This is a genomic window from Arthrobacter sp. KUASC02 (assembly GCF_059739395.1).
Window position 1 is genome coordinate 234,982 of sequence record NZ_AP046053.1, and the last position, 18,556, is coordinate 253,537.

Genomic DNA, 18,556 nt, shown 5'->3' on the forward strand with positions numbered 1-18,556 from the left:
TGGCTTCATGCTACCGATTCACGAGCAGCCACACACCAGCGCGAACGGACACTTGCGGCCCTTGAATCCGAAGATTTTGGGGCCGCAAGTGTCCGTTCGCGCTACCGGGATGCGTGGGTGGAGGGGTGGTTAGCTCCTGTCCGCCGAGCCCGAGCCCGAGCCCGAGCCCGAGCCCGAGCCCGAGCCTGAGCCCGAGCCCTGGCCCGCGCCCGGGCCTGGGCGGTTGGCGACCAGCGGGTAGGGGCCGGTGAAGCCGTCGCGGACTGCGGCCAGCTCCAGGACCCGGTCCCGGCAGAGACGCCAGCCCAGCATGAGCGCCGGAACCACGATCACCAGCGAAGCGATGGTCCAGGTTCCCACGGGGGAGTCGAAGGCCATCAGGACCAGCACTGCCAGCAGGAAGGCCAGCGTGATCCAGCCGGTCACGGGCGCGCCGGGCATCCGGAATGCCGGGCGGAGGAGTTCGCCGCGCTTGGCCAGCCGGGCCAGCTGCATCTGGCACAGTACAATCACGGCCCAGGTGCTGATGATGCCCAGGGATGCCACGTTCAGGACGATTTCGAAGGCTTCGGCAGGAACGATGGCGTTCAGCACCACACCGAGGACGGCCACAGCCGCGGTCAGTGCAATGCCGCCGTAGGGGACGCCGGCCTTGTTCATGCGGGACGCGAACTTCGGTGCGGAGCCGGTGACGGACATGGAACGCATGATGCGGCCGGTGGAGTACAGGCCGGCGTTGAGCGAGGACAGCGCCGCCGTGAGGACCACCAGGTTCATGATGGCGTCCACGCCTTCGACGCCGATGGAGCCGAAGAAGGTGACGAACGGGCTTTCGCCGGCTTTGTACGCGGTGTACGGGAGGAGCAGGGAAAGCAGCACCAGGGAGCCGACGTAGAACACCGCGATCCGGAAGATCACCGTGTTGATGGCCTTGGGCATGATCTTTTCCGGGTTCTCGGTTTCGCCGGCCGCGGTGCCGATCAGCTCGATCGAAGCGTAGGCGAACACCACTCCCTGCATCACCACAATGGCAGGCAGCAGCCCGTTGGGGAACATGCCGCCGTTGTCCGCGATCAGGCTGAAGCCCACCTGCTGGCCGTCCACCGGCGTGCCGAAGATGACGAAGTAGATGCCCACCACCAGGAAGGTCACCAGCGCCACCACCTTGATAAGCGCGAACCAGAACTCCAGCTCGCCGAAGACCTTGACGGAGATCAGGTTCAGGCCGAGCACCAGGACCAGGGCCGTCAGCGCCCACACCCATTGGGGAACGTCCGCAATGGGTGCCCAGTATTTCTTGAAGAAGTTCATGTAAAGCGCGACGGCGGTGATGTCCACGATGGCGGTCATCGCCCAGTTCAGCCAGTACAGCCAGCCGGTGACGAACGCGGCCTTTTCGCCGAAGAACTCACGGGCATAGGAGACAAACGATCCCGACGAGGGGCGGTGCATCACGAGCTCGCCGAGGGCGCGCAGGATCATGAAGGCGAAGAAACCGCACACCGCGTAGCTGATGATGAGGGCCGGACCGGCGGTGGCAAGCCGGCCGCCGGCGCCCATGAAGAGGCCGGTCCCGATCGCGCCGCCGATGGCGATCATCTGGACCTGCCGGGGCTTGAGCCCCTTGTGGTAGCCCTCGTCCTCGCGGTGGAGGGTGGCTTCGGAGGCGTGCGCGTGCGCCGGGATGGTGTGGTCGGTGACGGCCTGCTGATGTGGGGCAGTGTCCTGTTGGGGCTGTGTCATGGGGGGTCCTTAGTTGAGGGACTACTTGCTCAGGTTGGCCAGGCGTTGCGGGCTGAGGAGCTCTTCCAGTTGCTCGGCGGTGAGCAGCCGGTGTTCGAGGACCAGTTCGGCAACACCCTTGCCGGTGGCGAGGGCTTCCTGGGCGATGGCGGTTGCGGTGGCGTAGCCAAGGTGGGGATTCAGCGCTGTGACCAGGCCGATTGACTGCTCCACCGTGAGGCGGAGGTGTTCGGTGTTGGCGGTGATGCCCCGGACGCAGCGTGCCGTGAGGGTGCGGCAGGCGGCTTCCAGGTGGGAGATGCTCTTGTGGAGGCTGTGGACGATGATGGGTTCGAAGGCGTTGAGCTGGAGTTGCCCGGCTTCGGCGGCCATGGTGATGGTGACGTCGTTGCCGATGACTTCGTAGGCCACCTGGGAGACCACTTCCGGGATTACCGGGTTGATCTTGCCGGGCATGATGGAGGAACCGGACTGCACGGCCGGGAGGTTGATTTCGCCGAAGCCGGCGCGCGGGCCGGAGGAAAGCAGCCGCAGGTCGTTGCAGATCTTGGAGAGCTTCACGGCCACGCGCTTGAGGACGCCGGACAGGTGCACGAACGCGCCGACGTCCTGGGTGGCCTCAATGAGGTCCACGGCGGTGACCAGCGGCAGGCCGGTGATGTCGGCCAGGTGCCGGCAGGCTGCCTCGGCGTAGCCGGCCGGGGCGTTCAGGCCGGTGCCGATGGCCGTGGCGCCGAGGTTGATTTCGTGGATCAGCAGGTCGGCTTCGGCCAGGCGCAGCCGGTCTTCGCCGATGGTCACGGCGTAGGTCCCGAACTCCTGGCCGAGGGTCATGGGTACGGCGTCCTGGAGCTGGGTGCGTCCCATCTTCACCACCGTGCGGAACTCGGCGGCTTTGCCCGCGAACGCCTCTTCGAGCTCGGCCAGGGCGGCGAGCAGTTCGCGGGCGGCAAAGATGGTGCCCAGTTTCACGGCCGTGGGGTAGACGTCGTTGGTGGACTGGCTGAGGTTGACGTGGTCGTTCGGGTGCAGGCGGGCGTAGTCGCCCTTCGGGTGGCCCAGGATTTCCAGGGCGCGGTTGGCGATGACCTCGTTGGCGTTCATGTTCGAGGACGTCCCGGCGCCGCCCTGGATGACGTCCACGACGAACTGTTCGCTGAGTTTGCCGTTCATGACGTCCGAGCAGGCCGCCTCGATGGCGTCGGCGCGCTCTGCATCGAGCAGGCCGAGTTCGCGGTTGGTCCGGGCGGCCGCGAGCTTCACGGCGGCGAGGCCGCGGACCAGGTACATGTTGGAGGACAGCGGCTGGCCGGTGATGGGGAAGTTCTCCACGGCGCGGAGCGTGTGGACACCCCAGTACGCGGCGGCGGGGACGTCGCGGTCACCCAGCAGGTCATGTTCGGAGCGGAAGTCGGCGGGGGATGCGGTTGCGGTCATGGATATCCTCGGGACGTAGCTGGGGAGACGGGCTGGTATGGGGCGGCTAGGTTGCCGGGACGAAGTCGGTTGCGGTGAGCGTGCCGACGGGACGGCCGCCGCCCAGGACGGCACCGACGGCGATGCCCGCCAGCGGTGCGGTGTCGACGTCGAGCGCTTCCAGTGCGCGGACGGTGACCGGCATGCGGGCGCGGTCCCCGCCGTCGGAAATTTTGACGGCCACGGCGCGGCCGTCCGGGAGTCCCACGAGCTGCACGCCTTCGAAGCCGTCCTTGGCCACCGCTCCGGGGAGCAGGCGCATCAGTTCGGTGACGTCGCGGCCCTCGCCCGCCACCATGTCGGGGTGCTGCATCATGGCGCGGCCGACGGCGGCTTCCGGGCTTCCGGGGTCAGTCACCGCAGCGGCGGCGAGGCGGCCGAACGCGCGGGCCATGCCGCGGAGGGTGAGGGCGAACAGGGGCGTGCCGCAGCCGTCGGTGCTGGTGCGCTCGGGCTCTTCGCCGGTGAGGTCGCGGACGGTGGCCGCCACGAGCTGCTGCAGGGGGTGCTCCGGGCTGAGGTAACCGCGGACCGGCCAGCCGTTGATGACGCATGTTGCGGCCATCGCGGCGTGTTTGCCGGAGCAGTTCTGGGTAACTTGCGTGGCTGTCCCGCCGTGACGGAGCCATTCTTCGCGTTCGTCCGGGCCGTACGGGAGGTCGGTGCTGTTTTCCAGGGAGGCTGCAGTCAGCCCGTGCATTTCAAGGATGCGGAGGGTGCCGTCGCGGTGGATTGCCGCCCCGGAATGGCTGGCTGCGGTGAGGGCAAGGAGATCGGCGGGGAGGTCTAAACCGGCGCGGACCATGGCCACGGCCTGCAGCGGCTTGAGCGATGACCGCGGGTAGAAGGGAGCCAGCGGATCGCCGGCGGACACCAGCGCGCGGACGCCGCCGTCGGCGGATTCGTCCGGGGCGGTGGCGATCACTGAGCCGTAGTGGACGCTTTCCACGAGCCCGTCGCGGGTCTGCACGGCAAGCGGGGCGTGCAGCGGCAGGGCTGTCAGGTCCGAGGCCGGAGCGTGGGCATGGACGGGCAAGGCAGGGGAAAGCATGGAGTCCTTGGGGTTACGTGGTTCGGGTTACGTGCGGGGCGTTGGTTGTGAGGTGCGCGTGGGTTGCGGCTATTGGCCGAGGATGGAGTCAAGGGCGGCGCCAACGGCCTGCAGGTGCTCCTGCATTGCGGCGCTGGCCTCGGCGGCGTTTCCGGATTCGATGGCGGCCAGGATCCGCTGGTGTTCCTGGTCCGAGGCGTGCTGTCGGTCCGCCACCATATTGAGGGTTTCGGACTGGTGCGCCAGGGCGTCGCGGATGTCCGCCACCACGTTTTCGAACACCTGGTTGTGGCTGGCGCGGGCAATGGCTGCGTGGAAGCTGGAGTCGAGGGCCACCCAGGCTTCGGGGTCGTCCTCCGCGGCCATGGCGGCCACGATCTCCCGCAGCCCTTCCAGTTCCTCGGCGGTCCGGCGTTGGGCGGCCAGGCCGGCTGCCGGAACCTCGATGTGCGGGCGGGCCTCGGTGAGGTCCAGCGCGGAGTACTGGCCGAGTACCAGATCTTTGGCAACCCGGCTGGCCACGACAAATGTGCCGCGGCCGGTCTTGGTGGTGGTGAGGCCGAGGGCGTTGCAGGAGCGCAGCGCCTCGCGGACCACGGAGCGGCTCACCCCGTACTGCTGGGCGAGGGTGGCTTCGGAGCTGAGTTTGGCGCCGAGCTCGAGTTTGCCGGACTCGATGTCCGCGCGGAGGACGTTGAAGACGGCCTCTGCCGCGCTGAGGCGGGCCAGGGGCTGCGGGTCACGTCGTCCGGCTGTCCGGCTGTCTGACAGGTTCACGCTTCAAATATGGCACGGGTCACATGGGGTGTCAACCTGTGACTCCAGGCGGAATTAAAGCCTTCGGCACGTTCGTTCCGATTTTCCCTTTACGCCGGCGGGCGTGCGCTCCTAGACTGGTAATCCAGCAAGAAACGGTACGCTCGTGCCTGTCGAGAGGGGTCCGGGATGGCCGAAGCGTTCACCGACAGGCTCGCAGCGGAGGTCCGGGCCCGCAGGACCTCCCTACGGCTGACGCAGCACGACCTTGCCCAGCTTGCGGGAGTCTCGGAGCGGTTTGTCCGCTTTGTGGAACAGGGAAAGCGCAGCGTGCAACTGGATTCACTCCTGGCGCTGCTTGAAACGCTCGGCCTGGAGCTTCAGCTGAGCACCCGGACGCGGGCAGCGGCGCGCGCCATCGACGGGCAGCTGCCGGAGGCCCGGCCGTGAGGCACCGCGTCGCGGATGTCTACAAGGCCGGGGTGCTGGCCGCCCGGCTGGAACGGCACGACGGCGGCACCAAGTTCAGCTACCTGCCGGCCTACCTCGCGGCGGGAGGTCCCGCCGTCGCCAGTTCCCTGCCGTTGAGTACCGAGCCGGTGCTGTCCGCGGCGGGGGCGGCACCGCCGTACTTCACGGGGCTCCTGCCGGAGGGCCGGCGGCTAAATGCGCTGCGGCGCTCGGTGAAAACGAGCGTTGACGATGAGCTGTCGCTCCTGATCGCGGCCGGCGCCAACCCGGTGGGTGATGTGCAGATTGTCGGCCACGGCGAGCCGCTGGACCCGGATGAGCACGCCGTCGAGCTGAACCCGAAGGCGCCGGTCGATTTCGACGCGCTGCTGGGCGATTCCGGCCTCATCGATCCCGTGGCGCTGGCCGGCGTGCAGGACAAACTGTCCGCCGGGATGATCTCCATGCCCGTTGCCAGCGCGGGCCGGCGCTACATCCTCAAGCTCAATGCGCCCGAGTTCCCGCATGTGGTGGAAAACGAGCTGGTGATGTTCCGTTACGCGGCCAAGCTGCGGATTCCACTGAGCAGGGTGCGGCTGATCCGGGACGTCGAGCGCCGGCCGGGGCTCCTGGTGGAGCGGTTTGACCGGATCCCGTTGGCCGGCGGTGCGCACGGTGCGGTGCAGCGGCTCGCCGTCGAGGACGGTGCGCAGGTGCTGGCGCTGTATCCGGCGGACAAGTACAACGTGGCGTACGGGCGGGTGTGCCACGCCCTTGCAGAGTACTGCGCGGCGCCCTTGCCGGCGTTGCGGAACCTGGCCATCCAGGCTGCCTTCGCATGGTTGAGCGGGAACGGCGATCTGCACGCGAAGAACGTGTCCATGGTGCAGCAGCCGTCGGGGGAGTGGTCCATCGCCCCGGTCTACGACATCCCCTCCACCGTGGTTTACGGGGACAAAACGCTCGCCCTCACGCTGGACGGCAAGCGGACAGGGATCTCGCGGAAGCATTTTCTCGGCTGGGCAACCGGCCTGGGGCTGGCCGAGCGCGCCGCTGTTCAGGTGCTGGAGCTGGGTTTGAAGGCGTCAGGTCCGCTGGTGGCGGACCTGGAGCGGGGCACTGCTTTTGCCGGAACGAACGACGACGGCGCCTCACCATTTTCGGCGATGGTCACCAGGTCATGGCTCAAGGAGCTCAAGCACCGGCGCAGGTTGCTCGAAGGGTAGGGGAAGCGGCGGCTAGAGGTGCTGGATGCCTGCGCGCTGCATCGCGTCCTTGTAGATTTCCACGCTCTTGCTCAGCAGCTCTTCCTGCTTGTTCGCCGAGACCGCGAACGCCCGGCCACCGAGGGCGCTGGCCTTGTAGATCTTGATGCCGGAGTTCTTCAGGGACTGGTGATAGGTCTTTTCGAAGAGGGTCAGGAAGGTCTGGGCATCCGTGCCATGCGCGATGATGGCCGAGACACGCTTGTTGATCTTCAGGAACTGGCGGAAGGGACGCAGGCCGTCCGTCTTTTCCTGGACGTTGAGGGCGGAGGGCAGATCGGGGTCGCGCACCCAGGGGTAGGCGTTCCACGGCATGACGTAGCGGGGGTCCAGTTCCACGATTTCGTAGATCGAGGTGGCCCTCCGGGCTGCCTCGTCGTCGTTGAAGTGCGACACGAAGCCAGATTCGGTGCCCTTGCCGGGGCTGACGTGGAGACTGACGATTCTGCATTCGTCCTCGTCATGGACGGGGTCGATGTACGGGACTATGGAGCCCGGCTTCTTTTCCATCAGTTCGTCGCAAAGCTGGGTTACAGCAGCGATGTTCGGTTCCTGCAGCAGGGCCTTTTTTTCGTCCCAGTCAATCGTCACGATTTCTCCCTCAGCACACGGCGTCCAGAATCAGGCGTCTGGTTCCACTCTACGCTTTTGGCCGGGGTTGATGTTCTGCGGATTTCCAAAAGCACAAGTTACGGCGCCCCGTCCGGGCTCCACGGCAAGAGGCTCCCGGCCTATTTTCTGGCGGACCGAGCGGGCGTACGCTTAAAGCGCCTGCAGGTAACCGTTCAGATAACGCGGGCCGTTCGGGACATGTGAATGTCCGGGCCGTCTCCATAGCGAGATCGCGAAGGTACCTGCAGGTCTTTGTTGTTTAAGCGGTTCTTTGTGTTTGGCGCGCTGGCGATTCCCGCCGGGCGAGGGCGATCTGCGCAGCGACGCCCATGCCGAGTTCTTTGGCGGGGACTCCCGCGCGGGCCTGTTCATGGCGCTGGCCTAGCCAGGCGGCGATCATTTCGGTGATCGACACCCCATCCGCTGCTTTCGAAGCCCGTTCCGGCTCCTGACCGCCGTCCATACATCAAGTGTCTCCGCGACCACCGACATTCAAGCCGGCACGGAGATGATGCGGGCACAACGAACGGCCGCCGCCCTCATCCGGCTAGAGTTTCCTTGGCGGCCGACGCCGTTCCCACGTTTACACGAGCCAAGGACCCCATCATGCTGGTCAACAAAAGGGCGCTCCGGGAGGACGGTTTCGCCGGCTTCAGGACCTTCGCGGAAGTCGACATCAACCGGATCCCGCAGGCGCCCGGGGTCTTCGCCGTTATCCAGCCTGAAGGATTCCAGGTCCAGTTCCTTGCCAAGAGCACCGCCGGGGTGTTCAAGAAAAAGGACCCCTCGCTCACCGCCGAAAAGCTCGCGGCCGAATGGGTCGACGGCGCGGAGGTCCTCTACGTCGGAAAGGCCGGGCCGGGAAGCAAAGGCAACCGCGGCCTCCGCCGGCAGATCCAGGAATTTCTGGACTTTGGCAAGGGCAAGCCTCCCGGACACTGGGACGGGCGGCTCATCTGGCAACTCGCAAACACCAAGTCCCTGCTCATAGCCTGGAAAGAGTTGCCCGCCGGCGGGCTGAACCAGGCGGAGGCCGCATATCACGCAGCCTTCCGTGAGGAATTCGGCCGCCTGCCGTTCGCCAACCTGGTTCAGGCCCGGGTCAAGGGATAAGCGCCGGGCTTACGCAAGGGCCTTAGGTGTCCGTTCGCGCTGTTGTCGCACGATGGCGGGCGGTGCGCAAGGGCCGTAGGTGTCCGTTCGCGCTTGGTCAGGATCCGGACGCAACCGTCCCTCCGCCATCGAACGTCAAGCCGTTCGCGAACGTGAACCGGCCGGCAATGAGCGTTGCCGCCACCGGCATCGAGGTGAACACTTCGTCCGGGACGCCGAGCGGATCGCCGTCGACCACCGCGATGTCAGCCGGGTCGCCCACCCTGATCCGGCTGCGTCCGCGGGCAGACGCCGCCAGGGCTTCCTTCCGCGTGATGGCCTGTTCCGGGTGCCACGGTGCGCGTCCGTCGAGGCCTGACCTGGTGGTCGCGGCCGACATCGCGGTCCACGGATCCAGCGGTGCCACCGGGGCGTCCGAACCCAGCGCCAGCGTGGCCCCGGCGGCCAGCAGGGACCGCAACGGAAATGCCCTGTCGGTGCGGTCACCCCAGTTGGCGTCGGCGGCGTCGCGGTCATCGAGGGCATGCGCCGGCTGGACGCTCGCGGTCAGGCACAGCCGGCCGAAACGCGCGAAGTCCTCCTGCCGCACAAACTGGGCATGTTCGATCCGTCCGGTGATGCCGGCAGCCTCGAAGGCGTTCAGCGCCACCTGGTTCGCGGCGTCGCCGATCGCGTGGACCGCAGGAACGAAGCCGGCCTCCCCGGCCCGGGCCAGCAGCGCCAGCAGTTCCGGTTCGCTGACCGTAAGCAGGCCCCGTCCGCCGTGCGGGTATGGATCCACGCAGTAGGCGGTCCGCGTGTTCAGCGAGCCGTCGATCAGCACCTTGAGCGGGCCCACCCGGAGCAGGCCGTTCCCGCCCGGAATGTCCTGCCCTGTCCGCATGGCCTCCAGCCGCGCGCGCTCCAGATGCTCCGGATAGACGCCCGCCTCCACCCGGAGGGAACCGAAGCCGCCAGTGATACGCCGGAGCCACACGTCGCGGTTCCAGGTCATCTCGAAGTCCACGATCCCCACCACGCCGCGGGCGGCGGCCTTACGGGCGGCGTCGCCCACCCAGGCGTCAACCACGGAGTCCGGCAGCCGGCCCAGCTCACGGGTCAGCGCAAACGCAGCGTCCTCCCGCAGCAGGCCGCCGGCGTCAACCTCCACCCCGTAGCGCCGGGCGGCGGCACTGTTCAGCCAGACGCAGTGGAGGTCGTGGCTGATCAGCGCTGCAGGCACTCCGTGAGTCGCGGCATCGACCATCGCCAGGCTGGGCACGTCCGCCCAGACGGCGTCGCGGAAGCCGACACCCACCAGCGTGGGCCCCGCCCCGCCGTCGTTCTCATCCTTGCGGCGATTGCCGCCCGGGCCTTCTTCGATCCTTGAACGAACGACATCGACCGCGTCCCGCGCCGATGTGGCGTGCGACAGGTCGATCCGGTTGGCAGCCATGGCCCACTGGGTCATGTGCACATGTTCGTCCCACAGTCCCGGGATGATGTTCCGGCCGCCGCAGTCGACGATGCGGGCACCAGCCATGCTGGCACCACCGCTCCCGGCAGCGGCTGGCCTGGCGCCGGCCGGCTGCTGCTCCGCAGCCGTAATCCGGGTAACAACCCCATTGGCGATGTGAATGTCCGAACAGTCGGTCTCACCGGGCTGCCGGACGGAGGCCAGGACGAGTTCAGGTGCGGCGGAGACAGGCATGCGGACAGGCTACTAGGAGTTTGCCTCCGCACGGCTCCTGATCCCGTGCAGCATCCGCCGGGAGGCCAATCACGACTGCTACGGCAGGATTTTGTAGAGATCGACCGTTGTCTCTTCGGGCGGTGCTGCGAAGCCGCCCTCGATGCCCGCCTGCATGCGCGGCATGAGGATGCCGTCCCGGAATGCCTCCCAACTCTCCTTTGATTCGTGGACGGCCATGATGGTCCACCCACCCTCCGACGGGCCTGCTGCATGGAAAAGCTGGCCGTCCGGCAGGAGCCCCTCGCCCGGATGAACCGCGGCAATTGATGCGTCGTACTGGTCCTGCGTGCCCCCAGCGAAAAAATGCACAACTCCGTAGGCATTGGTAGCCATTTCTGCTCCTCAGGTGAAACTTCGGACGGCGGGATTTGCCGGGCAGGGCCCATATTTGACCTGGCAAAGTCTCCTGTCAAGGGCTCCGCATCAGGGACTTTCGTCCCTTACCCTTGCTGCGCAGAGCCGCCATCCTTGATGTGGGGCATCTCACGTCTGCGCTACTCACGCACGCACCTTGGGGAGGGGAAATGCTTCGCCGATCAGCAACCGGTCTCGCTAAAAAATTGGGGAAGGGCTGGCGCAGTGCGCCTCCCGGACATAGCAGGAGACCCGGCTTCATGAATCAGCACGCACGAACTGTCCTGGGTACCCGACCCGCCGTCCATTCCCGTCATGGAGCCCCATCCACCACGCATTACGAACATTCAGAGCACCGGCTGAAGATCGTGGTTCGCATTGAAGCGGACCTGGAGGCCGCCAGCCTGGAAGTCCGCGGCGTGGTGACAGGGGCCAGCCTCCGTGCGCTGTATGTAGTGGCGCGGCGAACAACGTCGCTGCTGCACGGCAAGGAGCTCACCATCGATCTTTCCCGTGCACGGGTTACCGACACGGTCCTTGAGCAGCTCCATGAATGTGCGCGCCTGTCCCGGCTGGCCACAGGCGTGGACAGCTCGGTTGTGCCGTGCCGCGTGAAAATCGTGGATCCCGGCTTCATCCACAGAGTGAAGGAGTACGCATGAAAGCGCTCGTGTACGGAGGCCCCGGCGAAAAGTCGTGGACCGACGTCCCGGATCCCACGATCCAGAATCCCAGTGACGTGATCGTCAAAGTGGACACCACCACTATCTGTGGAACGGACCTGCACATTCTCAAGGGAGACGTGCCGGCGGTGCAGAAGGGCCGGATCCTGGGCCACGAAGGCGTGGGAACCATCACCGAGGTGGGTTCTTCTGTTACGAGCCTGAAGGTGGGGGACCGGGTCATCATCTCCTGCATCAAGTCCTGCGGCCACTGTGCCAACTGCAAGACCGGCCTGTACTCGCACTGCATGGGCGAGGAAGGGGCGGCGGGCATCGGCTGGGTCTTCGGACACCTGATCGACGGCACGCAGGCCGAATACGTGCGCGTGCCGTACGCGGAGAACTCGCTGCACCTCCTCCCTGAAGGGGTCAGCGACGACCAGGCCGTGATGCTCTCCGACATCCTGCCCACCGGCTTTGAAATCGGTGTGCAGTACGGACGCGTCAAGCCGGGGGACACCGTGGCAGTTGTGGGCGCGGGCCCGGTCGGGTTGGCAGCCATCGCCACCGCCGGGCTGTACGGCGCGGCGACCATCATCGCCATCGACCTGGACGCCAACCGGCTGGAAAAGTCCCGCGAGTTCGGCGCCACCAACGTTGTCCTCTCCGGCGACTCCGACTGGAAGGAACAGGTGCTGGCGCTCACGGACGGGCAGGGGGTGGATGTGGCCATCGAAGCGGTGGGCATTCCGGCGACCTTCACCATGTGCGCGGACATCGTCCGTCCCGGCGGCAACGTGGCCAACGTGGGTGTGCACGGCAAGTCCGTGGAACTGCATGTGGAGAACCTCTGGATCCAGAACATCAACATCAGCATGGGCCTGGTCAATGCCAACACCACACCGATGCTCCTGAAGCTCGTGGCCCAGAAGAAGGTGCCAGCGGAGAAATTCGGCACCCACCACTTCACGTTTGACCAGTTCATGGAGGCCTACGACACCTTCGCCCGCGCCGCGGAAACCAAGGCGCTCAAAGTGGTGATCAAGGCGTGAAAGCCCTGGTGGTCTACGACTCCGCCTACGGAAACACCAGGCAGGTGGCCGAGGCCATCGTGGCAGGCCTCGGGCCTCAGGCCCAGGCTGTTTCCGTGACGGACTTCCAGGCCACCGCGCTCACAGAGGGAGACCTGCTCGTGGTCGGAAGCCCCATCAACGGCTGGCGGCCGACGCCGAAGATCACCGAGCTGCTGTCCAGCCTCGGCGACGGCCGGCTTGCGGGCGTCAAAGCGGCAGCCTTCGACACCCGAGTGCGGCTGTTCATCCATGGCGACGCGGCCCGGAAGATGACCGAATCGCTGAAGGCCGGCGGCGCGGAGATCATCTCCAAGCCCATGCCCTTTTACGTCAAAGGCAGCGAGGGCCCGCTCCGCAGCGGGGAACTCGACAAAGCGGCCGCATGGGCCGCGGACCTGCTCAAAAGAGTGGGTGGATAGCCGCCGGGGGGCCAGGCAAGAGGCAAGAAAGGACTGCGGCCATGAAACCAGGCCGGATAGTCATGCTGGTGCTCGGCACCCTCGCCGCCCTGATGGGGCTTGGGCTGCTGACTGGTGCCGGCTTTGTCGGATGGGTCAACTTCCAGCAGCGCGACAACGGGTATTTGACCACGCCCACCGAACGCTACGACGTGGCCACCCGGGCCATCACCTCGCCCGGCCTGGACATCCTGGTGGACGAGGAACTGCCGGACGTCCTGCCGGCGGACAGCGCCGGCCGCCTGCTGTTGCGCGGCACTGCGGCGTCCGGAAAGCAGATCTTTATCGGCATCGGACCCCAGGACGACGTGGCCCGGTACCTCGACAACGTCCGGCATTCCGAGATCACCAAGTTGGATTCCTACCCGTTCCGCGTGGAGTACCGTGAGGTCCCCGGCAGCGCCGAGCCCGCTGCGCCCGGGGCGCAGCCATTCTGGTCCACGTCTGCCCAGGGAACCGGGACCCAGCAGATTGAGTGGGACCTCCGCAGCGGCCGCTGGGCTGTGGTGGTCATGAACGCCGACGGCGCCGCTCCTGTTTCCGTTGACCTGCAGGCCGGCGTTCGGTCGGATCTGTTGTGGCCGGTCTTTATCGGGCTGCTGATCGGCGGCATCGCGCTGCTGGCCGTGGGCGTGCCGCTCATCGTTGCCGGCGCCGCCGGACTGGGCAGGCACGGTCCGCCGCCGCATTACCCGGCCGCCGGACACATGGAACCGGCGGGCATGCCCGGAGGCCCGGAAGCCCCGGCGCCGGGGGCCGCCGCACCGTACGCCGCAACGCCGTACCCACCAGGTCCGTCCGCCGCCGCACCGTACCCCGCAGCGCCGTATCCCACAGCGGCCGCGGCGGTCCCGCCGGCAGGAGGCCGCACGCCGCTCCCCACGGACCCGCAGCCCTCGGATACTTCCAGATACCCGGTCCGGCTCAACGGCTACCTCGATCCAGGGCTTTCCCGTGGAATGTGGCTGATCAAGTGGTTCCTGGCGATCCCGCACTACATCGTGCTGTTCTTCCTCTGGTTCGCATTCTTCGTGACCACCATCGTGGCCGGCTTCGCCATCCTGTTCACCGGCCGGTACCCGCGCTCGCTGTTCAACTTCAACGTGGGCGTCCTGCGGTGGAACTGGCGCGTGGCCTTCTACGCCTACGCAGCCATCGGGACGGACCGCTACCCGCCCTTCACGCTGGCGCGGACCGACTACCCGGCGGATTTCGACGTCGAGTACCCCGAGCAACTGTCCCGGGGACTGGTGCTGATCAAATGGTGGCTGTTGGCCCTTCCGCAACTCCTCATTGTCTCGGCATTCTCCGGCGCGGCGAGCACCTGGGGCAGCCGGCGCACGTGGGTGGATGGCAGGTGGGTGGACGGCACCTGGGTTGATGGAACCTGGGTGGGATACCAGGGCGGCGGCGGGATCTCGCTGATCGGACTGCTGGTGATCGTGGCCGGCTTCAGTCTGCTCTTCACAGGGCGCTTCGGCCGGAGGCTCTTTGACCTGCTGATCGGCCTGAACCGCTGGACGCACCGCGTCATTGCCTACGTGGCCCTGATGCGTGACGAATACCCGCCGTTCCGCCTCGACATGGGCCCGATGGATCCGGCCGACGCCCCGCCGGCCGGCTACCTGCCGCCGCCGGTCCCCGCCTCCCAAACGGGAATGCCTCCGGCCACTCCGGAGTCCCCGCGCACCGAGCCGCCGCGCACCGAACCGCCGGGTACCGAGCCGCCGGGCACCGAGCCGCCGGGCGAACCCCGCCAGCCCTAGAACCCCGCCAGCCCTAGGAGCCGGTTGCGACCACCACCAGGTTTCCGTCCGGGTCCTGCAGGTATGCCACGCGTTCGCCCCACGGCTGGTCCTGCGGATCCTTGGTGATGGTGGCTCCGCCGCTGCGCAGCGACTCCACGGTGGCGTCGCAGTCGTCAACGTAGAACCACAACGAGATCCGCTGCCCGTCCGGCCCGGTCTTCGTGGCGCTGTCCACGCCGATGCCCAGGGCCATCGAGCCAAGCTGCAGGCCGACGTACACGGGCGGGCCCTCCGCAGGGAATGAGTACGATATTTTCCCGCCCAGCAGGTCCCGGTAGAAGGCGAGCAACCGGTCCAGATCGGGCGTGACAAGAATGGGGAATCCTGACTGCACCATGGTCCGAATCTGCTCCCGGCCAGCCCTGCTGTCAAGGCACACGGAAACGCGATGCCCTTGCCACCTGCCGCCCACAGGCAGATAGTGGGAGGAATCGTCCACTTCCGGGCAGGAGGCCCGCAATGCCGCTGGAAAACGCTACCGGGCCAACCGGTCTCCTGCAGGGCCGAACAGCCCTCGTCTACGGCGCCGGCGGCCCCATCGGAGGCGCTGTCGCCCGGGCCTTCGCAGCGGAAGGCGCGGACGTCTTCCTGGCCGGCCGGACGGAATCCCGCCTCCTCAAAGTAGCCCGGGACATCCGTGAGGCAGGCGGCAGCGCGGACACCGCCGTCGTCGACGCCCTGGACGAAAGCCAAGTGAACGCCTTCGTGGACCAGGCCGCAAAAAAGACCCGGCGGATCGACATCTCCTTCAACCTCATCTCGTACGGGGACGTCCAGCAGCCGCTGATGGACATCTCCGCGGACGACTTCAGCCAGCCCATCACCGCGGCTACCCGGACGCACTTCCTCACCACCCGGGCGGCGGCGCGTCACATGGTCAAGCAGCGTTCCGGCGTCGTGTTGATGTTCGGCGGCTCCGGCCCGCAGACCCTGCACGGGCTGGGCGGGTTCAAGATCGCGCTGGACGCCATGGAGGGGCAGCGCCGGCAGTGGGCGCTGGAACTCGGCAAGGACGGCATCCGGGTGGTCACGATGGTGACGGGCGGGATCGTGGAAACCATTCCCTGGCAAGCAGAGGGCCGGGAAGAGATTGTGGAGGAAATCACCCGGACAGCGCACCTGAACCGGACGGCGACGCTGGAGGACGTGGGTAACGTGGCGGTCTTTATCGCCTCGGACCGGGCAGGCGCCATCACCGACGCCACCGTGAACATTTCCTGCGGCGCGATCGTGGACTACTGAGGCGTTGCCCCGCCGTCCCGGTCGCGGTCCGCCAGGCCAACGGCTCCTAGGCCACCAGGTTGTCCGCGGCGGTGTCCATGTGTTCGCGGATCGTCTTGCGTGCCAGGGAGGCATCCCCGGTTTCGATGGCGGCCACAATGTCGTGGTGCCGGTCCACGCTCATGTTCGACACGCCTTTTTCCAGCCCGGCGAACATGATGGACATCCTGATGGAGCCTTCGAGTGATTCCCAGGAGTGGAGCAGTGTCTCGTTGCCGGTGAGGCGGCACAGGGTGCGGTGGAATTCGAGGTCGGATTCGATCCGCTCCTCGAGGGTTCCCTTGGTGGCGGCATCCATGGCGCCGATGGCCGCGCGCAGCGAACCGATGACGTGCTGGCGGTCCGGAAGTTCACACAGGGTGCGGGCAGCCAGTGACTCCAGCGCGGCGCGCACGGAGTAGATGTCCCGGATCTCCTTGGCATCGAGGTGCCGGACGGACAGCCGGCCGCGCGGGCCCGCTGACAGCAGCCCTTCCTGCTCCAGCTGCCGCAGCGCTTCCCGAAGAGTCCCCCGGCTGATCTGGAGCATGTCCGAGAGTTCGGTTTCCACCAGGTGCCGCCCGGGTTCCAGCTCGCCGCTGGTGATGGCGGTGCGCAGCGCGGAAAGGGCCTGCTCGCGGAGGCTCCGCTTTTGCAGTCCCAGCAGGGGTGCTGTTGCTCCGGCCATCGTGGTACGTCCTCAATGTCAGTGTCGACTGAATGTCAGTAGTCGACTGTTTACAGTCGATGTGTTAACTGTTGATGTTACGGCAGAAGCGCGGAACCGTCTCGTGTCCGGTCCGCGCTTCCGCCGTCGGTCTGGTGACCGTCCTGCGCTAGCCCAGTTCCGCGAGGACTTTCGCCACGATCCGCTGGACGGACAGGCCGTAGCGTTCGTGGAGGGTGGGCAGGGCGCCTGCGTCGAGGAACTCGTCCGGCAACGCGACGGGAACCACTTTCTTGCCCAGCCCGGCGGTGACGACGGCGGAGGCCACGGTTTCGAACAGGCCCCCGATCACGCTGTGGTTTTCCAGCGTCACTGCCAGGCGGTCCGTGTTGATTTCGGCGAGGACGGTGGCTGCGTCGAAGGGCTTGATGGTGGGGGTGTGCACGACGGCGACGTCCACGTTGTGCTCCGCCAGTGCCTTGGCGGCCTGCAGGGCACGCATGGTCATGAGTCCGCTGGAGATGAAGACGACGTCGTTCCCGCCGCGCAGGACCTTCGCCTTGCCGAGCTCGAAGGTGTAGCCGTATTCGTCCAGGACCGTGGGTACGTTGCCGCGCAGCAGCCGCAGGTACGTGGGGCCCTCGCTGGCCGCGAGCTGGGGGACGGCCTGTTCGATGTCGATCGAGTCGCAGGGGTCAACGATGGTCAGGTTGGGCATGCCGCGGAAGATCGCCATGTCCTCGGTGGCCTGGTGGCTGGGGCCGTAGCCGGTGGTCAGGCCGGGCAGGCCGCCCACGATGTTCACGTTCAGGTTCGGTTCGGCGCTGTCCAGGCAGAGGAAGTCGTAGGCCCGCCGTGCCGCGAACACCGAGTACGTGGACGCAAACGGCACCAGGCCGGTCTCGGCCAGGCCCGCGGCCGCACCGAAGAGCAGCTGTTCGGCCATGCCCATCTGGAAGAACCGTTCCGGGAAGGCCTGCGCGAAGATATGCATGTCCGTGTATTTGCCCAGGTCCGCGGTGAGGCCAACGATCCTGTCGTTCTCCTGCGCGGCCTTCACCAGGGCGTGCCCGAACGGTGCGGAGGCGGTTTTCTGGCCGGGATCGGCGAAGGACGCGATCATGGCCGAGGTCTTCAGCTTGGGGGCGGTACCCGTTGAAGCCGTGCCCTTCGAAGCGGTGGCGGTGCTCATCGGCTTGCCCTTCCTTCATATCCTGCGGTCAGTTGTTCGCGGCATTGCTGCCATTCGTGTTCCTCGATGCGCATGAAGTGCGCCTTTTCGCGCTCTTCCAGCAGCGGCACTCCGCGGCCCACCTTCGTGTCGCACAGGATCACCGAAGGACGTCCGACGGCGGCGGCCTGGGTGGCGGCGTTGTCGAACGCCTGCAGGAGTTCTGCCATGTTGTTGCCGTCCACCCGCTGGGTGTACCAGCCGAAGGATTCCCATTTTTCCGTCACGGGCTCGGTGCGGAGCACGGTGTCCGTTTTCCCGTCAGCCTGCAGGGCGTTGATGTCCACCATGGCGGTCAGGTTGCCCAGCTGGTGGTGGTGCGCGCCCATGGCGGCCTCCCAGGTGGAGCCTTCGTCCAGTTCGCCGTCGGAGAGGAAGTTGTAAACCCTCGCCGTGGAGCCCTGGTAGCGGAGTCCGAGGGCCATGCCCACCGCGATGGTGAGGCCGTGGCCCAGGGAACCGCCGGAGATTTCCATGCCGGGGGTGTAAGTGGACATTCCGGACATCGGCAGCCGGGAGTCGTCCGAGCCGTACGTCTCGAGTTCCTCCACCGGGACGATCCCGGCTTCGGCCAGGGCGGCGTAGTGTCCGATCGCGTAGTGCCCGGTGGAGAGCAGGAACCTGTCCCGGCCTTCCCATTCGGGGTCGGCGGCCTGGAAGCGGAGCTGGTCCGCGTAGACGGCGGCCAGCATGTCCGCTGCGCCGAGGGCCTGGCCCACGTAGCCCTGGCCCTGGACCTCGCCCATGTTCAGGGCGTGGTGGCGGATCCGGTAGGCCGCGGCTGAAACGTTGTGGATGCGTTCCGTGGCGGTGGCCACGGTTTCCTGGGTGGCGGTCATGCGGGC

Annotated in this window: 19 protein-coding genes and 1 pseudogene; 8 read left to right on the forward strand and 12 right to left on the reverse strand. The window is 66.9% G+C overall.

The genetic code is table 11. From position 1 onward, the window contains the following. Nucleotides 1–129: 129 nt before the first annotated feature. From AC6JAC_RS01065 to AC6JAC_RS01080, 4 genes are all read right to left on the reverse strand, one after another. Nucleotides 130–1,743 (reverse strand): amino acid permease, encoded by a 1,614-nt coding sequence (locus AC6JAC_RS01065; protein ID WP_497963086.1) that lies wholly within the window; start codon nt 1,741–1,743, stop codon nt 130–132. A gap of 21 nt (nt 1,744–1,764) precedes the next feature. Further along, nucleotides 1,765–3,180 (reverse strand): aspartate ammonia-lyase, encoded by a 1,416-nt coding sequence (locus AC6JAC_RS01070; RefSeq protein ID WP_497963088.1) that lies wholly within the window; start codon nt 3,178–3,180, stop codon nt 1,765–1,767. Nucleotides 3,181–3,226: 46 nt separating this feature from the next. Then, nucleotides 3,227–4,270: an asparaginase gene (locus AC6JAC_RS01075; RefSeq protein ID WP_497963089.1), complete on the reverse strand. Its 1,044-nt coding sequence runs from the start codon at nt 4,268–4,270 to the stop codon at nt 3,227–3,229. Nucleotides 4,271–4,339: 69 nt separating this feature from the next. Beyond that, complete coding sequence (locus AC6JAC_RS01080; protein ID WP_497963091.1) at nt 4,340–5,047, reverse strand: FadR/GntR family transcriptional regulator; 708 nt, start codon at nt 5,045–5,047, stop codon at nt 4,340–4,342. Nucleotides 5,048–5,215: 168 nt separating this feature from the next. Here AC6JAC_RS01080 and AC6JAC_RS01085 point away from each other — a divergent pair, with 168 nt between their 5' ends. Both AC6JAC_RS01085 and AC6JAC_RS01090 read left to right on the forward strand, forming a co-directional pair. Then, nucleotides 5,216–5,476 (forward strand): type II toxin-antitoxin system Y4mF family antitoxin, encoded by a 261-nt coding sequence (locus AC6JAC_RS01085; RefSeq protein ID WP_497963093.1) that lies wholly within the window; start codon nt 5,216–5,218, stop codon nt 5,474–5,476. Then, nucleotides 5,473–6,702: a type II toxin-antitoxin system HipA family toxin gene (locus AC6JAC_RS01090; RefSeq protein ID WP_497963095.1), complete on the forward strand. Its 1,230-nt coding sequence runs from the start codon at nt 5,473–5,475 to the stop codon at nt 6,700–6,702. Before AC6JAC_RS01085 ends, AC6JAC_RS01090 begins: the two co-directional genes overlap by 4 nt. A gap of 12 nt (nt 6,703–6,714) precedes the next feature. On the opposite strand, the gene AC6JAC_RS01095 is transcribed toward AC6JAC_RS01090, so the two are convergent. Both AC6JAC_RS01095 and AC6JAC_RS01100 read right to left on the reverse strand, forming a co-directional pair. Beyond that, a complete protein-coding gene (locus AC6JAC_RS01095) occupies nt 6,715–7,332 on the reverse strand; it encodes a uracil-DNA glycosylase family protein (RefSeq protein ID WP_028272415.1) in 618 nt (205 codons plus the stop codon). 301 nt (nt 7,333–7,633) lie between these two features. After that, nucleotides 7,634–7,816: pseudogene (locus tag AC6JAC_RS01100) on the reverse strand (HNH endonuclease); the annotation flags it as partial. Between the two features lie 143 nt (nt 7,817–7,959). On the opposite strand from AC6JAC_RS01100, the gene AC6JAC_RS01105 reads away from it, so the two are divergent. Next, nucleotides 7,960–8,466: a hypothetical protein gene (locus AC6JAC_RS01105; protein ID WP_497963097.1), complete on the forward strand. Its 507-nt coding sequence runs from the start codon at nt 7,960–7,962 to the stop codon at nt 8,464–8,466. 97 nt (nt 8,467–8,563) lie between these two features. On the opposite strand, the gene AC6JAC_RS01110 is transcribed toward AC6JAC_RS01105, so the two are convergent. Then, entirely contained in the window at nt 8,564–10,156 is a 1,593-nt protein-coding gene (locus AC6JAC_RS01110) for an amidohydrolase (RefSeq protein ID WP_497963099.1), read from the reverse strand. Nucleotides 10,157–10,234: 78 nt separating this feature from the next. Continuing rightward, a complete protein-coding gene (locus tag AC6JAC_RS01115; RefSeq protein ID WP_028272410.1) occupies nt 10,235–10,531 on the reverse strand; it encodes a hypothetical protein in 297 nt (98 codons plus the stop codon). A 281-nt stretch (nt 10,532–10,812) separates the two neighbouring features. Between AC6JAC_RS01115 and AC6JAC_RS01120 the strand changes: the two genes are divergently transcribed. From AC6JAC_RS01120 to AC6JAC_RS01135, 4 genes are read left to right on the forward strand one after another with little or no spacing between them, the layout of a single operon-like run. Then, nucleotides 10,813–11,214, forward strand: coding sequence for a hypothetical protein (locus AC6JAC_RS01120; protein ID WP_156037192.1), 402 nt, complete (start codon nt 10,813–10,815; stop codon nt 11,212–11,214). Then, on the forward strand, nt 11,211–12,266 hold the full coding sequence (locus AC6JAC_RS01125; RefSeq protein WP_497963101.1) for a zinc-dependent alcohol dehydrogenase family protein: 1,056 nt from the start codon (nt 11,211–11,213) through the stop codon (nt 12,264–12,266). The genes AC6JAC_RS01120 and AC6JAC_RS01125 overlap by 4 nt, the downstream gene beginning before the upstream one ends. Further along, the gene (locus AC6JAC_RS01130) at nt 12,263–12,706 is read left to right on the forward strand and encodes a flavodoxin family protein (RefSeq protein ID WP_028272407.1); all 444 of its coding nucleotides are present in this window, start codon (nt 12,263–12,265) and stop codon (nt 12,704–12,706) included. The genes AC6JAC_RS01125 and AC6JAC_RS01130 overlap by 4 nt, the downstream gene beginning before the upstream one ends. A gap of 41 nt (nt 12,707–12,747) precedes the next feature. After that, nucleotides 12,748–14,511 carry a DUF4389 domain-containing protein gene (locus tag AC6JAC_RS01135; protein ID WP_497963103.1) on the forward strand — a complete coding sequence of 588 codons (1,764 nt, stop codon included), beginning with the start codon at nt 12,748–12,750 and terminating at the stop codon, nt 14,509–14,511. A gap of 13 nt (nt 14,512–14,524) precedes the next feature. On the opposite strand, the gene AC6JAC_RS01140 is transcribed toward AC6JAC_RS01135, so the two are convergent. After that, nucleotides 14,525–14,890, reverse strand: coding sequence for a VOC family protein (locus AC6JAC_RS01140; protein WP_347899066.1), 366 nt, complete (start codon nt 14,888–14,890; stop codon nt 14,525–14,527). Between the two features lie 122 nt (nt 14,891–15,012). Here AC6JAC_RS01140 and AC6JAC_RS01145 point away from each other — a divergent pair, with 122 nt between their 5' ends. Beyond that, complete coding sequence (locus AC6JAC_RS01145; RefSeq protein ID WP_028272404.1) at nt 15,013–15,795, forward strand: SDR family NAD(P)-dependent oxidoreductase; 783 nt, start codon at nt 15,013–15,015, stop codon at nt 15,793–15,795. A gap of 46 nt (nt 15,796–15,841) precedes the next feature. Here the strand turns inward: AC6JAC_RS01145 and AC6JAC_RS01150 are convergent, their stop codons facing one another. The 3 genes from AC6JAC_RS01150 to AC6JAC_RS01160 form a co-directional block, all read right to left on the reverse strand. Then, the gene (locus AC6JAC_RS01150) at nt 15,842–16,501 is read right to left on the reverse strand and encodes a GntR family transcriptional regulator (RefSeq protein WP_028272403.1); all 660 of its coding nucleotides are present in this window, start codon (nt 16,499–16,501) and stop codon (nt 15,842–15,844) included. 148 nt (nt 16,502–16,649) lie between these two features. Then, nucleotides 16,650–17,672 carry a transketolase family protein gene (locus AC6JAC_RS01155; RefSeq protein ID WP_028272402.1) on the reverse strand — a complete coding sequence of 341 codons (1,023 nt, stop codon included), beginning with the start codon at nt 17,670–17,672 and terminating at the stop codon, nt 16,650–16,652. Beyond that, nucleotides 17,669–18,550, reverse strand: coding sequence for a transketolase (locus tag AC6JAC_RS01160; RefSeq protein WP_497966741.1), 882 nt, complete (start codon nt 18,548–18,550; stop codon nt 17,669–17,671). The genes AC6JAC_RS01155 and AC6JAC_RS01160 overlap by 4 nt, the downstream gene beginning before the upstream one ends. Between the last annotated feature and the right edge of the window lie 6 nt (nt 18,551–18,556).

Coding starts and splice junctions, on each gene's coding strand:
- AC6JAC_RS01065 (WP_497963086.1), bottom strand. CDS start 1,743: ATGACACAGCCCCAACAGGACACTGCCCCACATCAGCAGGCCGTCACC.
- AC6JAC_RS01070 (WP_497963088.1), bottom strand. CDS start 3,180: ATGACCGCAACCGCATCCCCCGCCGACTTCCGCTCCGAACATGACCTG.
- AC6JAC_RS01075 (WP_497963089.1), bottom strand. CDS start 4,270: ATGCTTTCCCCTGCCTTGCCCGTCCATGCCCACGCTCCGGCCTCGGAC.
- AC6JAC_RS01085 (WP_497963093.1), top strand. CDS start 5,216: ATGGCCGAAGCGTTCACCGACAGGCTCGCAGCGGAGGTCCGGGCCCGC.
- AC6JAC_RS01105 (WP_497963097.1), top strand. CDS start 7,960: ATGCTGGTCAACAAAAGGGCGCTCCGGGAGGACGGTTTCGCCGGCTTC.
- AC6JAC_RS01110 (WP_497963099.1), bottom strand. CDS start 10,156: ATGCCTGTCTCCGCCGCACCTGAACTCGTCCTGGCCTCCGTCCGGCAG.
- AC6JAC_RS01115 (WP_028272410.1), bottom strand. CDS start 10,531: ATGGCTACCAATGCCTACGGAGTTGTGCATTTTTTCGCTGGGGGCACG.
- AC6JAC_RS01120 (WP_156037192.1), top strand. CDS start 10,813: ATGAATCAGCACGCACGAACTGTCCTGGGTACCCGACCCGCCGTCCAT.
- AC6JAC_RS01125 (WP_497963101.1), top strand. CDS start 11,211: ATGAAAGCGCTCGTGTACGGAGGCCCCGGCGAAAAGTCGTGGACCGAC.
- AC6JAC_RS01135 (WP_497963103.1), top strand. CDS start 12,748: ATGAAACCAGGCCGGATAGTCATGCTGGTGCTCGGCACCCTCGCCGCC.
- AC6JAC_RS01140 (WP_347899066.1), bottom strand. CDS start 14,890: ATGGTGCAGTCAGGATTCCCCATTCTTGTCACGCCCGATCTGGACCGG.
- AC6JAC_RS01145 (WP_028272404.1), top strand. CDS start 15,013: ATGCCGCTGGAAAACGCTACCGGGCCAACCGGTCTCCTGCAGGGCCGA.
- AC6JAC_RS01150 (WP_028272403.1), bottom strand. CDS start 16,501: ATGGCCGGAGCAACAGCACCCCTGCTGGGACTGCAAAAGCGGAGCCTC.
- AC6JAC_RS01155 (WP_028272402.1), bottom strand. CDS start 17,672: ATGAGCACCGCCACCGCTTCGAAGGGCACGGCTTCAACGGGTACCGCC.
- AC6JAC_RS01160 (WP_497966741.1), bottom strand. CDS start 18,550: ATGACCGCCACCCAGGAAACCGTGGCCACCGCCACGGAACGCATCCAC.